Raw genomic sequence first — 16,434 nt, 5'->3', positions numbered from 1 at the left:
CCTGAGCGACGGTGATGACCGCCACGACCAGTGCTCCCGACCAGCCCGCGAGCTCTCGCACCCAGACCCGCCGCATGGGCCAACTCTCGCACGATCGTGCAACTGTGGACCGCAGGAACCTCTCGCGCCGGTAAACTGGTCTGACACCCGCCCGCCTGTGCCGAAATGGCCGACGAGCCCTGAGGGAGCCGCGTATATGCTGATGCTCCTCGCTGTGTTCCTCCTCGGGTCGCTGCTGATGCCCGTTCTGGTGCGCTGGCTCGGAGCTCAGGCCTTCGCCATCGCCGCCCTCGTTCCGGCAGCCGCCTTCGTGCACGCGCTCGTCATGACGCCGCGGGTGCTCGACGGCCCCGTCCCGTTCGAATCGGTCGAGTGGATCCCGCAGCTGAGACTCAACCTCTCCATGAACATGGACGTGCTCGGCTGGGTGCTCACGCTGATCGTCACCGGCGTCGGCGCGCTCGTGCTTCTCTACTGCCGCTGGTACTTCTACGAGGACTCCGCGGGGGTCGGCCAGTTCGCCGGTGTCCTGCTCGGCTTCGCCGGGGCGATGTACGGGCTCGTGCTCACCGACGACCTCGTGATGCTCGTCATGTTCTGGGAGGTCACGAGCATCCTCTCCTACCTCCTCATCGGCCATTACCGTCGGCGCGCTGCCAGCCGTCGTGCCGCACTGCAGGCGCTGCTCGTGACGACGCTCGGCGGTCTCGTGATGTTCGTCGGCGTCGTGCTGCTCGTCGTCGACACGGGCACCTCGAGCATCCGCGAGATCCTCGAGCTCGCGCCCAGTGGGCCGCTCATCGACGCCGCGATCGTGATGCTCCTGATCGGGGCCATCAGCAAGTCTGCGCTGTTCCCCTTCCACTTCTGGCTTCCGGGTGCCATGGCGGCACCCACCCCGGTCAGCGCCTACCTGCATGCGGCCGCGATGGTGAAAGCCGGCATCTACCTGATCGCCCGCTTCGCCCCGATCTTCGCGTTCAGCACGACATGGCGACCGATCGTCATCACGCTCGGCATCGTCACGATGCTGCTCGGCGGAATCCAGGCGCTTCGGGAGACCGACCTCAAGCGCATCCTCGCCTTCGGCACCGTGAGCCAGCTCGGCTTCTTCGCGATCGTCGTCGGCTACGGCACGCAGGCGACCGCCCTCGCCGGTCTCGCCCTGGTCATCGGCCACGCGCTGTTCAAGTCGGCGCTGTTCCTCATCGTCGGTGTGATCGACCGCCAACTGTCGACCCGTGACATCAACGAGCTCTCCGGTGTCGGTCGGCAGGCGCCCGTCATGGCCACAGCGGCATTCATCTCCGTCGCCTCCATGGCGGGTATCGCCCCGACCATCGGCTTCGTCGCCAAGGAATCGACGCTCACCGCGCTCCTCGACGACGCGCAGGGCGGCTCCGCCTGGGGTCTCGTCGCGCTGATCGGGATCGTCCTCGGTTCCATGCTGACTGCGGCATATGGCGTGCGCTTCCTCTGGGGTGCGTTCTGGAAGAAGCGCGACGACCAGGGCCAGCAGCTTCCCGACACCGCATGGCCCGATCCGCCGGTGGGCTTCCTGTCCGCGCCGATCATCCTCGCGGGGGTCACCCTCGCCACCGGCATCGGCGCTCCCGCCCTGGACACCGCTCTGCAGGGATACGCCCTCACGGCGACCCCCGGCCTCGATCACTCCGGGGAAGCCGTCGAGGGCCCTGGCCACTTGGCGCTCTGGCACGGCTTCGAACCGGCGCTGGGCATCTCGATCCTGTCGATCCTGCTCGGCATCGGGCTGTTCCTGCTCACCCGCAGGACCGCCTGGGACCGCAAGGCTCGCATCCTGCGCTTCACCGCGGCCGACGTGTACTACTTCGTCATGCGCGGCGTCGACCGTCTCTCGGTGCTCAGCACGACGCTCACGCAGCGCGGCTCGCTGCCCGTGTACGTCGGCACCATCTTCGTGGTGTTCGTCGCCGCCGAGGTCACGGCGCTGATCGCGAGCGACATCGATCGGTACAACCTGTCCCTCTGGCACACTCCGGCGCAGATCGCCGTCGCGCCGATCATGGCGATCGCCGGCATCTTCGCGGTCCGTGCGCGCAAGCGCTACACCGGCGTGGTGCTGGTCTCGGTCACTGGACTCGGAATGGTCGTGCTCTTCGCGACGAGCGGCGCTCCCGACCTCGCGCTCACGCAGATCCTGGTCGAGACGGTCACGATGGTCACCTTCGCCCTCGTGCTGCGTCGTCTTCCCGCGCGCATGGGCGAGCACAACGCCTCGGTCGGGCGCATCCCCCGCGCCCTGCTGGCCATCGGCGTGGGCGTCACGATGGCCTTCGTGGCCGTCGTCGCCACCCAGTCCCGCGTCGCCGACCCGATCTCGGAGGCGTTCCCGAAGCTCGCGTACGAGATCGGCCACGGCAAGAACGTCGTCAACGTGGCACTCGTCGATCTGCGTGGCTGGGACACCATGGGCGAGCTCTCGGTGCTCGTGCTCGCCGCGACGGGCGTCGCCTCCCTCGTATTCGTCACGCACCGCGCCGATCTGCTGGCCGCCACCAAGAACCTGCCGCGAGCCACGCGCAAGGCCGCGCGCAGCCGCCCCCTCGTCGAGACGACCGAGGGCATCCGCTTCCAGACGTCCGAGAACGAGAGCAGCCCGCGGGCATGGCTCGTCGGCGGCCAGAAGATGAAGCCCGAGAACAGGTCGATCCTGCTCGAGGTGATCGTCCGCATCCTGTTCCACACGATCATCGTGGTGTCGATCTTCCTGCTGTTCTCCGGGCACAACCTGCCAGGTGGCGGGTTCGCCGGCGGTCTCGTCGCGGGTATGGCGCTGGTGATGCGCTACATCGCCGGCGGTCGCTGGGAGCTGGGAGCCGCGGCCCCGACGGACGCGGGACGCCTCCTCGGCACCGGCCTCATCCTGGCCGTCGGCACGGCCGTGGTGCCCCTGTTCTTCGGCCTCGCCCCCTTGACCAGCACGTTCTGGGAGTGGGAGATCCCGCTCATCGGACACATGGAGTTCGTCACGTCGACCATCTTCGATGTGGGCGTCTATCTCGTCGTGATCGGACTCGTGCTCGACGTGCTCCGCAGCCTCGGGGCCGAGGTCGACCGTCAGGCCGCCCTGCGCACCACGCCCGGTCCTGAAGGATTCCTCTCGCGGGGCGGGAGGAGCAGCTGATGGATGTCTCCCTCACCCTGATCGTCATCATGGCCATCCTCTTCGCATGCGGTGTCTACGCGATGCTGGAGCGCAGCCTGACCCGCGTGCTGATCGGCTTCCTGCTGCTCGGCAACGCCACCAATCTGCTGCTGCTGATCGTGATGGGCGTGCCGGGCAACGCCCCGTTCTTCGGTACCGAGGGTGAGATGAGCGACCCCCTCCCGCAGGCGCTCACCCTCACGGCCATCGTGATCACGTTCGCGGTCTCGGCCTTCCTCCTCGCACTGATCTATCGCTCCTGGCAGCTCGGACAGGCCGACACGGTCGAGGACGACGAGGCAGACATCGCCCTGCGCGAGCGCACCGATGCCGACGAAGACCTCATGGACGACGAATCCGAGACGGACGACGACGAGGCGACCACGGACTTCGTCGGCGTGCAGACCGCGCCGATCACGGTGCTGCACATGCGGGACCACCCCTCCATCCACGACGATGCGCCGTATGACGCTCCGACCGGTTGGGGGAGCGAACCCTCTGCTGCGGACGAGGGTCGAGAACCGCGCCCCGACGAACCCGATGACCACGACGAGAACGAGGAGGGCAGGCCATGACCGCCCTCGTCCCCCTCCTCGTCGCACTGCCACTGCTCGGTGCCGCCGTCACTCTCGTGTTCGGCCGGAACGCGCGCCTCCAGGTCGTCGTCACCGTCGCCACCCTCGCCGCCGTCTCGATCATCGCCGCCGTGCTCCTGGTCGTCGTCGATTCGGGTGCTCCGCTCGCGGTGTCGGTCGGCGGATGGCCCGTTCCGTTCGGCATCGTGCTCTATGTCGACCGGCTCGCCGCGCTCCTGGTGCTGATCTCCAGCATCGTGCTGCTCGCGGTGCTGCTCTTCTCCATCGGCCAAGGTGCGGCGGACGGCACCGACGAGACGCCGATCTCCATCTTCAACCCGTCGTACCTGATCCTCGCGGCCGGTATCTTCAACGCCTTCATCGCCGGGGACCTGTTCAACCTGTACGTCGGATTCGAGATCCTGCTCGTCGCCTCCTACGTGCTGATCACGCTGGGCAGCACCGAGTCCCGTATCCGCACCGGCGCGGTCTACATCGTCGTCTCGCTGGTCTCGTCGATCCTGTTCCTCGCCTCGATCGCCATGATCTACGGCGCGCTCGGCACGGTCAACATGGCCCAGATCGCCGAGCGGATGTCGGAGCTCCCCCAGGAGACGCAGCTGGTGCTGCACCTGATGCTCGTGGTGGCCTTCGGCATCAAGGCTGCCATCTTCCCGGTGTCGTTCTGGTTGCCCGACTCGTACCCGACCGCTCCGGCCCCGGTCACCGCCGTGTTCGCCGGCTTGCTGACGAAGGTCGGCGTGTATGCGCTGATCCGCACCGAGACGCAGCTCTTCGCCTCGAACAGCATCGACACCCTGCTGCTGATCATCGCGCTCGCGACCATGATCGTCGGAGTGCTCGGCGCCGTGGCGCAGGCAGAGCTCAAACGAATCCTGTCGTTCACGCTGGTCAGCCACGTGGGCTACATGATCTTCGGGCTCGCGATAGCGACGCCCGCCGCTATCGGCGCGACGGTGTACTACATCGTTCACCACATCGTCGTGCAGACAACGCTGTTCCTCGCCGTCGGGCTCGTGGAACGCCGAGCGGGAAGCACGTCGATCCTGCGGGTCAAGGGGCTGCTGAAGGTCGCCCCGGTCATCGCGGTGCTGTACTTCGTTCCCGCGATCAACCTCGGCGGCCTGCCACCCTTCTCGGGGTTCATCGGCAAGTTCGCGCTGTTCGAAGCTGCGGCCTCCGTCGGGACTCCGATCATGATCGTGCTGATCTTCGGCGGTATCATCACCTCGCTGCTGACGCTGTACGCGCTGATGCGCGCCTGGAACCTCGCCTTCTGGCGCGAGGAGGAGGACTCCACCGAGACCGAGGGCCGCATCTCCTACCTGGGTAACGCCCCCGCCGCCGACGAGCAGCAGGAGCGTCGCCGCATCCCGAAGATCATGACCCTCGCGACCGGAGGCATGGTCGCTGTGACCCTCGCTCTGACCGTGTTCGCCGGTCCCCTGTACGCCCTCTGCGACCGCATCGGCGCCGGACTGCTGCAGCCCGTGAGCCTCGTGCAACTGGAAGACGAGGTGGGCTGATGGCGCGTGACACCCGGCGTCACCTGTGGCGCGACATCCGCGTGCAGCTGCCGTTCCTCGCGTGGCTCGTCGTGCTCTGGATGCTGTTGTGGGCGCAGTTCACGGTGCTGTCGTTCCTCACGGGACTCGTCGTCGCGATCTTCGTCACCCGCGTGTTCCGCCTGCCGACCGTCGCGCTCTCCGGCCGGATCAACCTCTGGTACGCGGCGCTCTTCGTGGTGCAGTTCCTGTTCGCCGTGCTGAGCGGCGCCCTCTCGGTCACCGTGCAGGTCTTCGACTTCCGCCGACAGCCGGGGACGGCCATCATCGCGGTGCCGCTGCGCTACGCGGACGACCTCGTCATGACGCACGTCGCTGTCGTGTCGTCTCTGATCCCCGGGTCGCTGGTCGTGGAGACCGACCGCGACCGCCGGATCCTGTACCTGCACGTGATCGGCGTCCGGAACCTCGACGACGTGGAGAAGCAGCGTGCGGGCGTGCTGCGCTGGGAGCAGCGGGTCGTGCGTGCGCTCGGAGACCCCGCTCAGTATCGTGCCCTCAAGGCCGACGAGCGTGCGGGCCTCGGACTGACGAAGGGCGGTGCCCGATGAACATCCTCCTGCTGCTGATCATGGTGGTGTTCGGCATCGCCGCCGTGCTCGCCCTGATCCGGATCGTGCGCGGGCCGTCGATCCTCGACAGGGCCGTGGCCTCCGACGTGCTCCTCACCGAGGTGATGTGCGTGATCGGTGCGGAGATGGCCATCAACGGTCACACCCGCAACATCCCGGTGCTCCTGATCATCGCGGCCATCGGGGTGTTCGGCTCGATCGCCGTCGCCCGCTTCGTCGCGAGAAGGGACAACACGACACCATGAACGTGTTCGGTCTCATGATCCCCGACGCCGTCATCGACGTGGCGGTGCTCGTGCTCATCCTGCTCGGCGCCGTGCTGTGCCTGTCGGCTGCGGTCGGGCTGCTGCACTTCCGCGATGTGCCTTCGCGACTGCACGCGGCGACCAAGCCGCAGGTTCTCGGTCTGCTCCTCATCTGCATCGCCATCGCACTGTCGCAGCGCTCGATCGGCGGCATCCTGCTCGGGTTCGTGCTGGTCGCCCCGGTGGTGCTCATGCAGTTCGCGACCGCTCCGCTCTCGGCGCACATGGTCGGACGGCAGGCGTATCGCAACGGCACCATCGAGCAGCGCGGTCTCGTGGTCGACGAACTCGCCGAGTCGAAGCAGACCCCGCCCGCCGCCGGCTGACCTCGAGGTCTGATCCCGGGAGCCGCTCGACGGAGAGCCCGCGGGCGTCAGATGCGGGCGGCGAACTCGTGGATCAGGCGTGCCGCGGGCTCGGAGTCGCTGATCAGGGTGCCGTGACCATGGTCGGGGATCACCTCGAGGTCGGCTCCGGGGATCGCGTCGATGATCTCGCGGCACCAGCTCATCGGTGCCAGCGGGTCGCTCTCTCCGCGCAGCACCAGCACCGGGCACTCGATGCGCACGAAGGCGTCTTCCGGCTCGTGCACGATCGTTGCGCGCATCTTGCGGAAGAGGTGTGGTCCGCCGCGGAGGTACTCGCGGGCTCCCCGCCAGATGACCAGCGGCCGCTCGCCGATGAGGTCGGTCAGCAGGTAGCGGGCCTGCGCTCCGATGTTGCGTGCCGCCTTGTTCACGGTGGGACCGGCGAGCACCACTCCTTCGACGAGGGACGGATGGCGTGCGGCGAGCTCGGCAGCGATCTGGCTCCCCATGGAGTGGCCGATCACGAGAACGGGGCCGGAGTCCACGTGCAGGAGGTAGGCCGCGACCAGGTCGGCGTGCCGCTCCATCGTGAGGGTGCGCGTGGGCTCTGGCGCCTCCCCGAAGCCCGGCAGATCGACCGCGATGACTCGTCCATCGAGCCGCTGCACGACGTCGAGGTAGACGCTGCGCCCCATGCCGATACCGTGCAGGAGCAGGTAGGTGTGCGGTCCTTCGCCGAACGTCTCGGCGATGAGGGTCGCACCTCCGTGCTCGAACTCCAGGAGCGTGACGGGGGTGCCCTTGGGGGCGAGGTAGCTGGTTGGCACCCATCCACGCTAGCCGAGCATCCTGGGGCGGTGCTCGGATACTCCGACCCTCGGGTTCAGTCGGCCGGGCTGAGCACCAGCGTGTCGACGGCTGCGGACTTCACCGCCTTCGTCGAGTACGCCCACGGCTTCTGGGCGCCTGCCGCCCAGTCGGCGGTCTGATCGGTGTAGTGCTCGTGGAACGCGTGTCCGGAGGCACCGGTCAGGTGGTTCCAGGTCGAGGCGTCGAAGTCGGAGAGATCGACCACCATCCGCATCGACGGCACCGTCGTCGTCGCATACGAGACGCCGAGCTCCCATCCGGTCGCGTTCACGACGGACGCTCCTCCGCTCACGGGGAACGGCCCGCGATTGAACAGTGCTTCGATCGGGGCGATCCCCGACGAGCCGAGCGTGTCGCTGGTGAGGGTGATCGCGTGCAGGTCACCCCAGTTCCATCGCGAGATCGTGGTCCCCTGCAGGGCTGCGAGCTCGTCGTAGGCCTCTTCCGCCGACAGCGCGAGCATCTGCTCCATCCCGTCGGCGTCGAGCTGCTCGTTGGTCCAGAGCGGGTCGGACGGATCGGTCAGCATGGCGGAGACGACCGTGAACAGGCGCCCCTGACCATCGATCGGGAGGGGCTGCTCGCGCTCGGCGAAGATGTTCTGCACCAGGTTCGACCACAGCACGTTCGCATAGGCGGCGGCCGCCGACGATGCGCTGTTCTGACCGTCCCAGGCCTCCAAGAGGTCGACGGCATCGGACGCGCCTGCCCCGGAGACGTCGACCTCGGCCATGGCGGTCGCCAGCTGCGTTCCGATCCACATCTCGTTGTCCATCTGGATGTCGCGCATGTCGTCGGCGGTCAGCGGGGCGACCGCCGTCCGCCGTTCGATGAGGTGGGCGATCCGCGCCGCCCGGTAGCCGTAGTCCCAGTCGCGGGAGAGGAAGTAGGCGTAGTCGTCCGTCACGATCGCGTTGTTCGCGGTGACGATGTACCCCGAGTTCGGGTTGTACGACACCGGCAGCTCCTCGAACGGGATGAAGCCCGTCCAGTCGTAGCTGCTGTCCCATCCGGGCTGGGGCATCCATCCGTCGCCAGCACCGCGGATGGGGAGGCGGCCGGGGGCCTGGTATCCGATGTTGCCCTCGGTGTCGGCGTAGATGAGGTTCTGCGCCGGCACGTCGAAGAGCGACGCGGCGTAGCGGAAGTCATCGAAGTCCTGCGCGGTGGAGAGGGCGAAGATCGCCGTCGCGGCCGTCCCGGGATCGAGCGCCGTCCACCGCAGGCTCACGGCGTACTCGGCGTCCTCCGACCCGGGGACGGGAGCGGTCGGCGCGGAGGCCTCGACGCCCAGCGCGGGCTCTGGGTCATCGGCGATCTCCGTGAAGTCGTCCGTGAGTCCGGAGATGATCGGGCCGTGCACGGTGGAGCGGATGGTCAGATCGATGTCATCGCCGCCGGCGACCTTGATCGTCTCCGTGCTCTCCTCCAGCGGCACCAGGGCTCCGTCGCGCCAGTACTGGTCGCCCTCGACCCGCTCGACGTAGAGGTCGGTGACGTCGGTGGTGAGGTTCGTGAACCCCCACGCGACCTTCTGGTTGTGGCCGATCACGATGCCGGGCAGCCCGGAGAACGAGAAGCCGCCCACATCGAACGGGCACTCCTCGTCCACGGTCGAGCACTTCAATTGCACCTGGTACCAGACCGAGGGGAGGGAGGCTCCGAGGTGCGGGTCGTTCGCGAGCAGCGGCATCCCCGTCTCGGTGAGGTCTCCGGAGACGACCCACGAGTTCGAGCCGATGCCCTCGCCCACGTCGCCGACCAGCACGCTGGCGGCCTCGATGACGTTCGAGGTCTCCTCCCAGTCGATGGTGGTCGACGCCTGCTGCGCCTCACCCTCGGTCTCGCCGGGGGTGAAGGCTGCGGGTTCCGCTCCCGTGCCGAGCGCCGGAACGGTCGAGATCTTCGGGACGATCACGGGGTTCTCAGCGAACGGGTACTCGGGATAGAGCTTCGCCAGCATGTCCGCGGTGGTCGCGGCATCCGGGGCATTGCCGTCGGTAGCGGTGCTCAGCTCGGCGGCGAGGAGCGATCGCTCGGTCTCGTCCTCGATGTTGCCGCGGAGATCCCAGGCCATGGCCTTGAGCCAGGCCACGGAATCGGCAGGTTCCCAGGGCTCTGGGGCGTAGTCGGGGTTCTGCAGTCCGATCACGGCGTACTCGAGCGAGAGCTCGGCACCCGAACGCGAGGCCAGGTAGGCGTTCACCCCATCCGCATACGCCTCGTAGTAGCCGCGGGTGGTGTCGTCCATGGCCTCGACCTCGGCCTCGGCGACCTTGCGCCAGCCGAGGGTGCGGAGGAAGGCGTCGGTTCCGGCCTGCGACTCCCCGAACATCTCGGCGACCCGTCCGGACGTCACGTGGCGGCGGAAGTCCATCTCGAAGAAGCGGTCCTGCGCGTGCACGAAGCCCTGGGCGTAGAACAGATCGTCCGTGGAGTCGGCGGTGATCGTCGGGATGCCGCGGTCGTCGCGCTGCACGGTGACCTCGGCCTGGAGGCCGTCGAGCTCGATGGATCCGTCGGTCTGCGGGAAGGAGCGCTGGATCGTCCAGGTCACGAAGAACGCGGCAGCCACGGCCACCACGACGATCGCGGCCACAACGAGGAACGCGACGCGTCCGATGCGGACACCCAGCGAGGGGCGTGAGGGTGCGGCGGACTCCTGCGAATCGGTCATCATCGTCGAGAACTCTTTCGGGTAGACAGGTGGAACTCAGTCCCACCGAGCCCCGGTGCGCGTGTCAGGGTCGCGCCTTCGCATCATATCCACCTCCGCGCTCGCCGCGAGGTGTTCCGCCGCGAGCGCCCGACCGATCACCCGATCAGGCTCGGCTGCAGATCCCGCAGCGTGCGGCGGTGCGTCATCCGGGTCACCCCGATCATCGCGAGCAGCAGCGCACCGACGAGCCAGACTCCGAGCACTGCCAGATCCCACCCGGCCCGCGCGTAGTCGCCGCCGTACATCAGCTGGCGCATCGCATCGACCACGTATCCCAGCGGCAGCACATGATGAAGGGCGGCGAGTGGTGCCGGCAGCGTCTGCCAGGGGAAGGTCCCACCGGCCGTGACGAGCTGCAGCACCATGAGCACCAGCCCGAGGAACTGTCCGACCGAGCCGAGCCACACGTTCAACGCGAGGATGATCGCCGTGAAGGTGGCCGACGCGAAGATCATCACACCGAGGGTTCCGAGCGGGTGGTCGAACGTGAAGCCGAGCGTGACGGCGAGGATTCCCATGAGCCCGAGCATCTGCACCGCGCCGAGCATCGCAGGGGTGAGCCAGCCGGCGAGCGTGATGCGGACGGGGGAATGGAGGGCCGTGATGGCCCGCCGTGAGATCGGCTTGACGATCAGGAAGAGCGCGTAGATGCCGATCCACGCCGACAGTGCGGCGAAGAACGGGGCGAGCCCGGCGCCGTAGTCCTCCGCGGAGGCGACCTTGTCGCTCGACACCTTCACGGGATCGGCGATCGTGTCGGCCTGACGGGCACGCAGGTCGGGTGTCGAGGCGGGGATCGCGTCCACCCCCTGGGCGAGCCCGTCGCGCAGTTCGGCCGTACCGGAGGCCAGCGTCGCCAGTCCGTCACGCAGCTGCGTCGCGCCGTCGTTCGCCGCGGAGGCGCCGGTGGCGACCGTGCCGGCGCCGGAGGCGAGCTCGTTCGCACCCGCGGCGAGGGATGCGGCGCCGGCAGCGAGCTGATCGACCTTGCCGACCGCGGCCTGCACCTGCGTGTTCCCCTCCTGCAGACGCGCGCCCAGCGGATCGAGCCGGGCGAGCACCTGGTCGATCTCTTCGGGGGTGAGGCCCTGCTGCGCCAGCGCGTTCGCGATGTCGGAGCGCACCTGCGGCAAGGCGTTCGCGGCCTGTTGCACCGCTGACCCCGCGCGGTCGGCGACGTCGGCGAGCTGTCGGTTGCCCGCGCTCACCTGCTGGGCTCCGCTCGCGAGGCTCTGCGCCCCGGTCGCGAGTTGCGCCGTGCCGTCGGCCAGCTTCGCGGTGCCCTCCGCCAGAGTTATGCTCCCGGTCGCCGCCGTGCCGGCGCCGTCGGCGAGCCTGGTGGCGCCGTCCGTCGCCGTGATGAGCTTGTCGCGCACGTCGCTCAGGCCCGTGAGCAGGCGCTCTGCGGCCTGGCTGCCCACCATCTCGGCGACCGAGCTGCGGATCTTCTCGACCGCCTGCGTGCCCATCGACGATGCGAGGTAGTTGTTCGCGTCATTGGTCTCGAGATCGATGCGCGCCTGGTGCGGGTCGGTTCCCGCCGCCGAGGTGAGGGCCGAGGAGAAGTCGCTGGGAATCGTCACCGTGAAGTCGACCGTGCCGTGGCGCAGTGCTTCCGAGGCTTCGTCCGCCGACATCAGCTGCCAGTCGAACGCGTTGCCCTTGATCAGGTTCTCCGCCACGTCTTCGCCGTAGTTGACGGTCTCGCCCGTCGCGGGTTCCGTGCCGGTCGTGGGTGCGGGCGCGCCCTCGTCGTCCACCACGAGGGCGACGGGAACCTCGGGGAACTTGGCGTACGGGTCCTGGTTCGCCCAGAGGTACAGACCGCCGTAGAGGATCGGCACGCAGATCAGCGCGACCAGGGCGATGATGCCCATCCTGCTCGCTGTCAGTCGTCGGAGCTCGGCGGCGATCATGGCGGGAACCTTCATCGCGTGCCTCCGTTCTCGTCTGCGGGGGTGTCCGCGATGTCGGGGACGGCATCGTCCGCCGGTTCGTCCCACACGAGCGGCTCGACCGGTCCGGAGGCATTGATCGCGTCGAACTCGTGCATCCGCTCCAGGGCCACGGCAGCGGATCCGCCGACGATCACGAGCATCGCGTAACCGCGGTCGGCGAACTCCGTGGCGATGCGCCACCATCCATCGGGGCTGCCGCCGTGACGGTCGGGCGACACGAGCACGATGCCCTCGACGCCGGAGCGGAGTACGGCCAGCTCGCACAGGATGCGCACGCGTGCCGCCGGATCGACGGTGCCGATGGGGGCGGCGGCGAGCTCGCTGTACCCCAGACGAGCGAGCCAGCGCCGGGCGTGGAGCGGGGTGGCGCCGAGGCCCGCGAACATGAGCTCCTCTTCGACGACGCCGACCAGGGCGACGTCGGGATGAGGGTCGCTGACATCCGGAGCGTCGACCAGGGCCACGCGTCGACGCAGGGACTTCGCGTCGACCGCGTCGTCGATGCTCACGCGCCCGGATTCCGGACGCATGCGGCCGCTCGCGATCAAGCCGAGCACGGTCGGTCGCTGTTCGGTCTCGGCGATCGCGAAACGCACTGCTCCGGTGTGGAACTCGAGCGACATGGGGGGCAGCGCCTGGCCGTTGCGGCCCTTGCTCACATCGCGCAGCGAGATCTTCATGCGCGGTCCTCCGGATCGATGGGGGAGTCTGTGGGAGCGGCGGCCGCGGCGATGTCGGGGTGCGAGGCGAGCAGCTCGTCAGCTTCGCGCCAGGAGAGGCCGGCGATGCTCAACACGGTCCGCACGGCGACGTCAGCCGCACCCGTGCTGGTCGCGTCCGTGCGCGAGATCACGGTGCGGGCCATCTCCTCGATGAGGCGCGCGAGGGTGGGGGCGGCGAGGTCCGTGCGGAAGCTGCCGTCGTCCTGACCGCGTCGCACGAGTGCCGACACCGTGCGGCGCAACGGGGCCAGCGCGGCCGCCGTGTGCTCGACGTGCGCTTCATCGAGAGCGAGAGCCGCGGCGACCTGCACGTGCGCGGCCTCGTGCCAGAGCAGAGCGGCGAGGCGGGCGAGGGCGAGACGGGCGTCGATGTCGTCGATCGAGGTGGCGATGGCGTTGAACCGCTGAGTGCCGCTGGAGATGAGCTCCCGGATGAGGGCGTCACGGTCCTCGAAGTGTCCGTAGAGGGTGCGACGCGAGAGCCCGGCACGACGAGCGATGACGTCGATGGAGGCGTGCGGATGGACGGCCAGGGTCGAGCGCGCGGCGGAGAGGATGCCGGCGCGGTTCTCGACGGCGTCGCGACGAGGTGCACGAGTGGTCATGACCTCATGCTACGGATCATGCACATAGCTGTGCAAGATTATTCTTCACATTCGGAGAGCGTCCTCAGGTGCCGCTTCCGCGCAGCCGTCACGGAGCCGAGCGTGTTATGTTACGCGTTGCGCGTGAGCGCGCACGGGGGATGGCGCCGGTCTCGGACGCGTGAGCGTCCGGTACGCGAGTGTCGACCGTTTTCAAGTGGTGGGGGACCGCTGTGGTCGAGGGGGAGTGTGCTTTGGCAGGCATCGATGTCGTGCGGGAACGCCGAACGAAGAGCGATGATGTCTATCGCCGGTTGCGGGATGCGATCGTCGACGGTGAGCTGCGGCCGGGGGAGCGCCTTCGCGACGCGGAGCTGGCGGAGAGCCTGGGGGCCTCCGCCACGCCCGTCAGACATGCCCTGGCGCGCCTGGCGGAACAGGGGCTCGTCGAGATGCACCGCAACGGCGCCACCCGCGTGGCGCCGCTCGATCTCGACCACATCCGCGATGCCATCGCCCTCTTCGGCGACAGCTGGATCGGCTCGGTGCGCCATGCGATGCCGCACGTCCAGGAGGATGACGTCGCCTATCTCGTGGAGCTGACCGACGATATGTCCGCCGCGGGACGAGCGCGCGATGTCCTGGCCTACGGAGTCGCGCTGCGCGCCATCGCCATCGGCTTCGCCCGTCTCGAGGGGAATGCCCTGCGCGAGTCCGTGATCGAACTGCTCGGGCCGCAGATCCGGCGCTTCACGCAGCGCTCTGCGGGGTCGTTCGACTGGGCGGCGAACGAGAGGTCCACGCGCGAGATCCGCGAGGCGATCGTCCGTCGTGATGCCGTGCAGACCCGGGCGGCCCTGGTGATCCTCTTCGACGATGTGCTGCCGGGTGTCGTCGACCGCACCGCGGCGCGAGCGCGCTGATCCCGAGCCGCACCTCTGAAAGCACGATGCGCCGGCACCCCGAGGGCGCCGGCGCATCGGTGGATCCGTCGTCGTGTCAGTCGGTGCCGGAGTCGAAGGCTGCGCCCTCGGAGGCCGAGTCGACGGCGTCGGCCAACGTCTCGTCGGCTTCGGAGATCGAGCCCTGGACGGACTCGGTGATCTCGCTGGACTCCCCGGCGGTCACGCGGCCGACCAGTTCGCCGGTCGCACCTCCGACGAGGCCGAGTCCCGCGTACTGCTCGAGGCGTGCACGCGAGTCGGCGATGTCGAGGTTGCGCATGGTCAGCTGGCCGATGCGGTCGACCGGCCCGAAGGCGGCATCGCCGACACGCTCCATCGACAGCTTCTCGGGGCCATACGAGAGGTTCGGGGAGACGGTGTCGAGGATGGTCCAGTCGTCGCCGCGGCGCAGGCGGATCGTGACGGTTCCGGAGATGGTGAGGCCGACCCAGCGCTGGATCGACTCGCGCAGCATGAGCGACTGCGGCTCGAGCCAGCGTCCCTCGTACATGAGGCGACCGAGGCGTCGACCCTGCTCGTGGTAGGTGGCGAGGGTGTCTTCGTTGAGGATGCCGTTGACCAGGCGCTCGTAGGCGATGAACAGCAGCGACATGGCGGGTGCCTCGTAGATGCCGCGCGACTTCGCCTCGATGATGCGGTTCTCGATCTGGTCGCTCATGCCGAGGCCGTGGCGTCCGCCGATCGTGTTCGCCTCCATGACCAGGGCGACCGGGTCGGAGTATTCCACGCCGTTGATCGCGACCGGGCGTCCCGCCTCGAACGTGACGGTGACGTCTTCGGTCTCGATCGCGACCGAGGGGTCCCAAAACTTCGCGCCCATGATCGGGTCGACGGTCTCGAGCGAGACATCGAGGTGCTCGAGCGTCTTCGCCTCGTGCGTCGCGCCCCAGATGTTCGCGTCGGTCGAGTATGCCTTCTCGGCGGAGTCGCGGTACGGGAAGTCGCGGGCGACGAGCCAGTCGCTCATCTCCTTGCGGCCGCCGAGCTCGGTGACGAAGTCGGCGTCGAGCCACGGCTTGTAGATGCGCAGGCGCGGGTTGGCGAGCAGGCCGTAGCGGTAGAACCGCTCGATGTCGTTGCCCTTGTAGGTGGACCCGTCGCCCCAGATGTCGACGCCGTCCTCCTTCATGGCGCGCACCAGCATCGTGCCGGTGACGGCGCGGCCGAGGGGCGTCGTGTTGAAGTATGTCTTTCCGCCGGAGCGGATGTGGAACGCGCCGCAGGAGAGGGCGACGAAGCCCTCTTCGACCAGGGCGGTCTTGCAGTCGATCAGGCGCGACGCCTCGGCGCCGTACTCCAGCGCGCGGCCCGGGATCGAGGCGATGTCGTCCTCGTCGTACTGACCGAGGTCGCCGGTGTAGGTGAAGGGCACGGCGCCCTTCTCGCGCATCCACGCGACGGCGACGGAGGTGTCGAGTCCTCCGGAGAAGGCGATGCCGACGCGCTCGCCGACGGGCAGTGACTGGAGGACCTTGGACATGGCTCCCAGTCTATCCGCGGCGGCGTGTCGCCCCGTCTCGCCTCAGCTGGCTCGTCTGGTCTCGTTTGGTGTGGCTTCGTCTGGTGTGGCCTCCGGCGAAAACGGAGGAGCACCGGCTGCGGCACGGTGTGTCGTGGTGAGGCACGCCGAGGCACGCCGGACACGTCTCCGTTTTCGCCGGGCACGGCCCGGTGAGCTGCGACGAAGCTACCCCGACTGAGCGGAATCCTCGTGGCGTGCGGTGCGCAGCGGCGAGAACAGGACGATCATCGCCGCCACGAGGAAGACGACCACGCTGACCGCGATCGTCACGCGATAGCCGTACGCCGTCGCCAGACCGCCGGCGATCAGGGCCCCGACGAGGAAGGTGACGCGGTTCACGGTGCGAATCGATGCGTTCAGCCGTCCCTGCATCTGGTCGGGGGCGACCGCCTGGCGGTATCCCATCTCGTTCGGATCCTCCACCCCCATCCCGAGGCCGAACAGGAATTGCCCCACGCCCAGGGGGATGGCGACGACGAGGAGCGTCGTGTTCTCGGCGTGCGGGATGACGAGAACCGTCGTCCACGCGAGTGCCGAGAGCAGGCGCCCCGCGAGGACCGC

At 68.5% G+C, this 16,434-nt stretch carries 14 protein-coding genes; 7 read left to right on the top strand and 7 right to left on the bottom strand.

All coding sequences use genetic code 11. The annotated features are described in order from the left end of the window. The first annotated feature begins 196 nt into the window (after window positions 1-196). The 6 genes from AX744_RS13125 to mnhG are packed head-to-tail and all read left to right on the top strand — an operon-like array spanning window position 197 to window position 6,551. On the top strand, window positions 197-3,166 hold the full coding sequence (locus AX744_RS13125) for a Na+/H+ antiporter subunit A (protein WP_061017345.1): 2,970 nt from the start codon (window positions 197-199) through the stop codon (window positions 3,164-3,166). Further along, entirely contained in the window at window positions 3,166-3,762 is a 597-nt protein-coding gene (locus AX744_RS13120) for a Na(+)/H(+) antiporter subunit C (protein WP_046748038.1), read from the top strand. Before AX744_RS13125 ends, AX744_RS13120 begins: the two co-directional genes overlap by 1 nt. Continuing rightward, complete coding sequence (locus tag AX744_RS13115) at window positions 3,759-5,309, top strand: Na+/H+ antiporter subunit D (protein ID WP_045262651.1); 1,551 nt, start codon at window positions 3,759-3,761, stop codon at window positions 5,307-5,309. The genes AX744_RS13120 and AX744_RS13115 overlap by 4 nt, the downstream gene beginning before the upstream one ends. Then, window positions 5,309-5,899: a Na+/H+ antiporter subunit E gene (locus AX744_RS13110; RefSeq protein ID WP_058630899.1), complete on the top strand. Its 591-nt coding sequence runs from the start codon at window positions 5,309-5,311 to the stop codon at window positions 5,897-5,899. The genes AX744_RS13115 and AX744_RS13110 overlap by 1 nt, the downstream gene beginning before the upstream one ends. Then, complete coding sequence (locus AX744_RS13105) at window positions 5,896-6,165, top strand: monovalent cation/H+ antiporter complex subunit F (protein WP_021200077.1); 270 nt, start codon at window positions 5,896-5,898, stop codon at window positions 6,163-6,165. The genes AX744_RS13110 and AX744_RS13105 overlap by 4 nt, the downstream gene beginning before the upstream one ends. Then, a complete protein-coding gene (gene mnhG, locus AX744_RS13100; RefSeq protein WP_046748040.1) occupies window positions 6,162-6,551 on the top strand; it encodes a monovalent cation/H(+) antiporter subunit G in 390 nt (129 codons plus the stop codon). Before AX744_RS13105 ends, mnhG begins: the two co-directional genes overlap by 4 nt. Before the next feature lie 47 nt (window positions 6,552-6,598). Here the strand turns inward: mnhG and AX744_RS13095 are convergent, their stop codons facing one another. The 5 genes from AX744_RS13095 to AX744_RS13075 form a co-directional block, all read right to left on the bottom strand. Continuing rightward, window positions 6,599-7,360 carry an alpha/beta fold hydrolase gene (locus AX744_RS13095; protein ID WP_061017342.1) on the bottom strand — a complete coding sequence of 254 codons (762 nt, stop codon included), beginning with the start codon at window positions 7,358-7,360 and terminating at the stop codon, window positions 6,599-6,601. A gap of 56 nt (window positions 7,361-7,416) precedes the next feature. Further along, window positions 7,417-10,080 (bottom strand): penicillin acylase family protein, encoded by a 2,664-nt coding sequence (locus AX744_RS13090; RefSeq protein WP_082738524.1) that lies wholly within the window; start codon window positions 10,078-10,080, stop codon window positions 7,417-7,419. A gap of 137 nt (window positions 10,081-10,217) precedes the next feature. Further along, on the bottom strand, window positions 10,218-12,053 hold the full coding sequence (locus tag AX744_RS13085) for a YhgE/Pip domain-containing protein (protein ID WP_061017340.1): 1,836 nt from the start codon (window positions 12,051-12,053) through the stop codon (window positions 10,218-10,220). Then, complete coding sequence (locus AX744_RS13080) at window positions 12,050-12,760, bottom strand: hypothetical protein (protein ID WP_046748043.1); 711 nt, start codon at window positions 12,758-12,760, stop codon at window positions 12,050-12,052. Before AX744_RS13080 ends, AX744_RS13085 begins: the two co-directional genes overlap by 4 nt. After that, the gene (locus AX744_RS13075; RefSeq protein ID WP_046748044.1) at window positions 12,757-13,407 is read right to left on the bottom strand and encodes a TetR/AcrR family transcriptional regulator; all 651 of its coding nucleotides are present in this window, start codon (window positions 13,405-13,407) and stop codon (window positions 12,757-12,759) included. Before AX744_RS13075 ends, AX744_RS13080 begins: the two co-directional genes overlap by 4 nt. Before the next feature lie 233 nt (window positions 13,408-13,640). Between AX744_RS13075 and AX744_RS13070 the strand changes: the two genes are divergently transcribed. Continuing rightward, window positions 13,641-14,309, top strand: a complete 669-nt coding sequence (locus AX744_RS13070) for a GntR family transcriptional regulator (protein ID WP_061017338.1) — start codon at window positions 13,641-13,643, stop codon at window positions 14,307-14,309. 76 nt (window positions 14,310-14,385) lie between these two features. Here the strand turns inward: AX744_RS13070 and argG are convergent, their stop codons facing one another. Continuing rightward, window positions 14,386-15,831: an argininosuccinate synthase gene (argG, locus tag AX744_RS13065; RefSeq protein ID WP_061017336.1), complete on the bottom strand. Its 1,446-nt coding sequence runs from the start codon at window positions 15,829-15,831 to the stop codon at window positions 14,386-14,388. Between the two features lie 207 nt (window positions 15,832-16,038). Next, on the bottom strand, window positions 16,039-16,434 hold a 396-nt coding region (locus AX744_RS13060), incomplete at its 5' end, for an MFS transporter (RefSeq protein WP_157543609.1).

Source organism: Microbacterium sp. CCH5-D1, assembly GCF_001557335.1.
Taxonomy (GTDB): Bacteria; Actinomycetota; Actinomycetes; order Actinomycetales; family Microbacteriaceae; genus Microbacterium; species Microbacterium oxydans.
The sequence above is the reverse complement of the archived record's forward strand: the minus strand, read 5'-3'. Positions and strand labels throughout refer to the sequence as shown.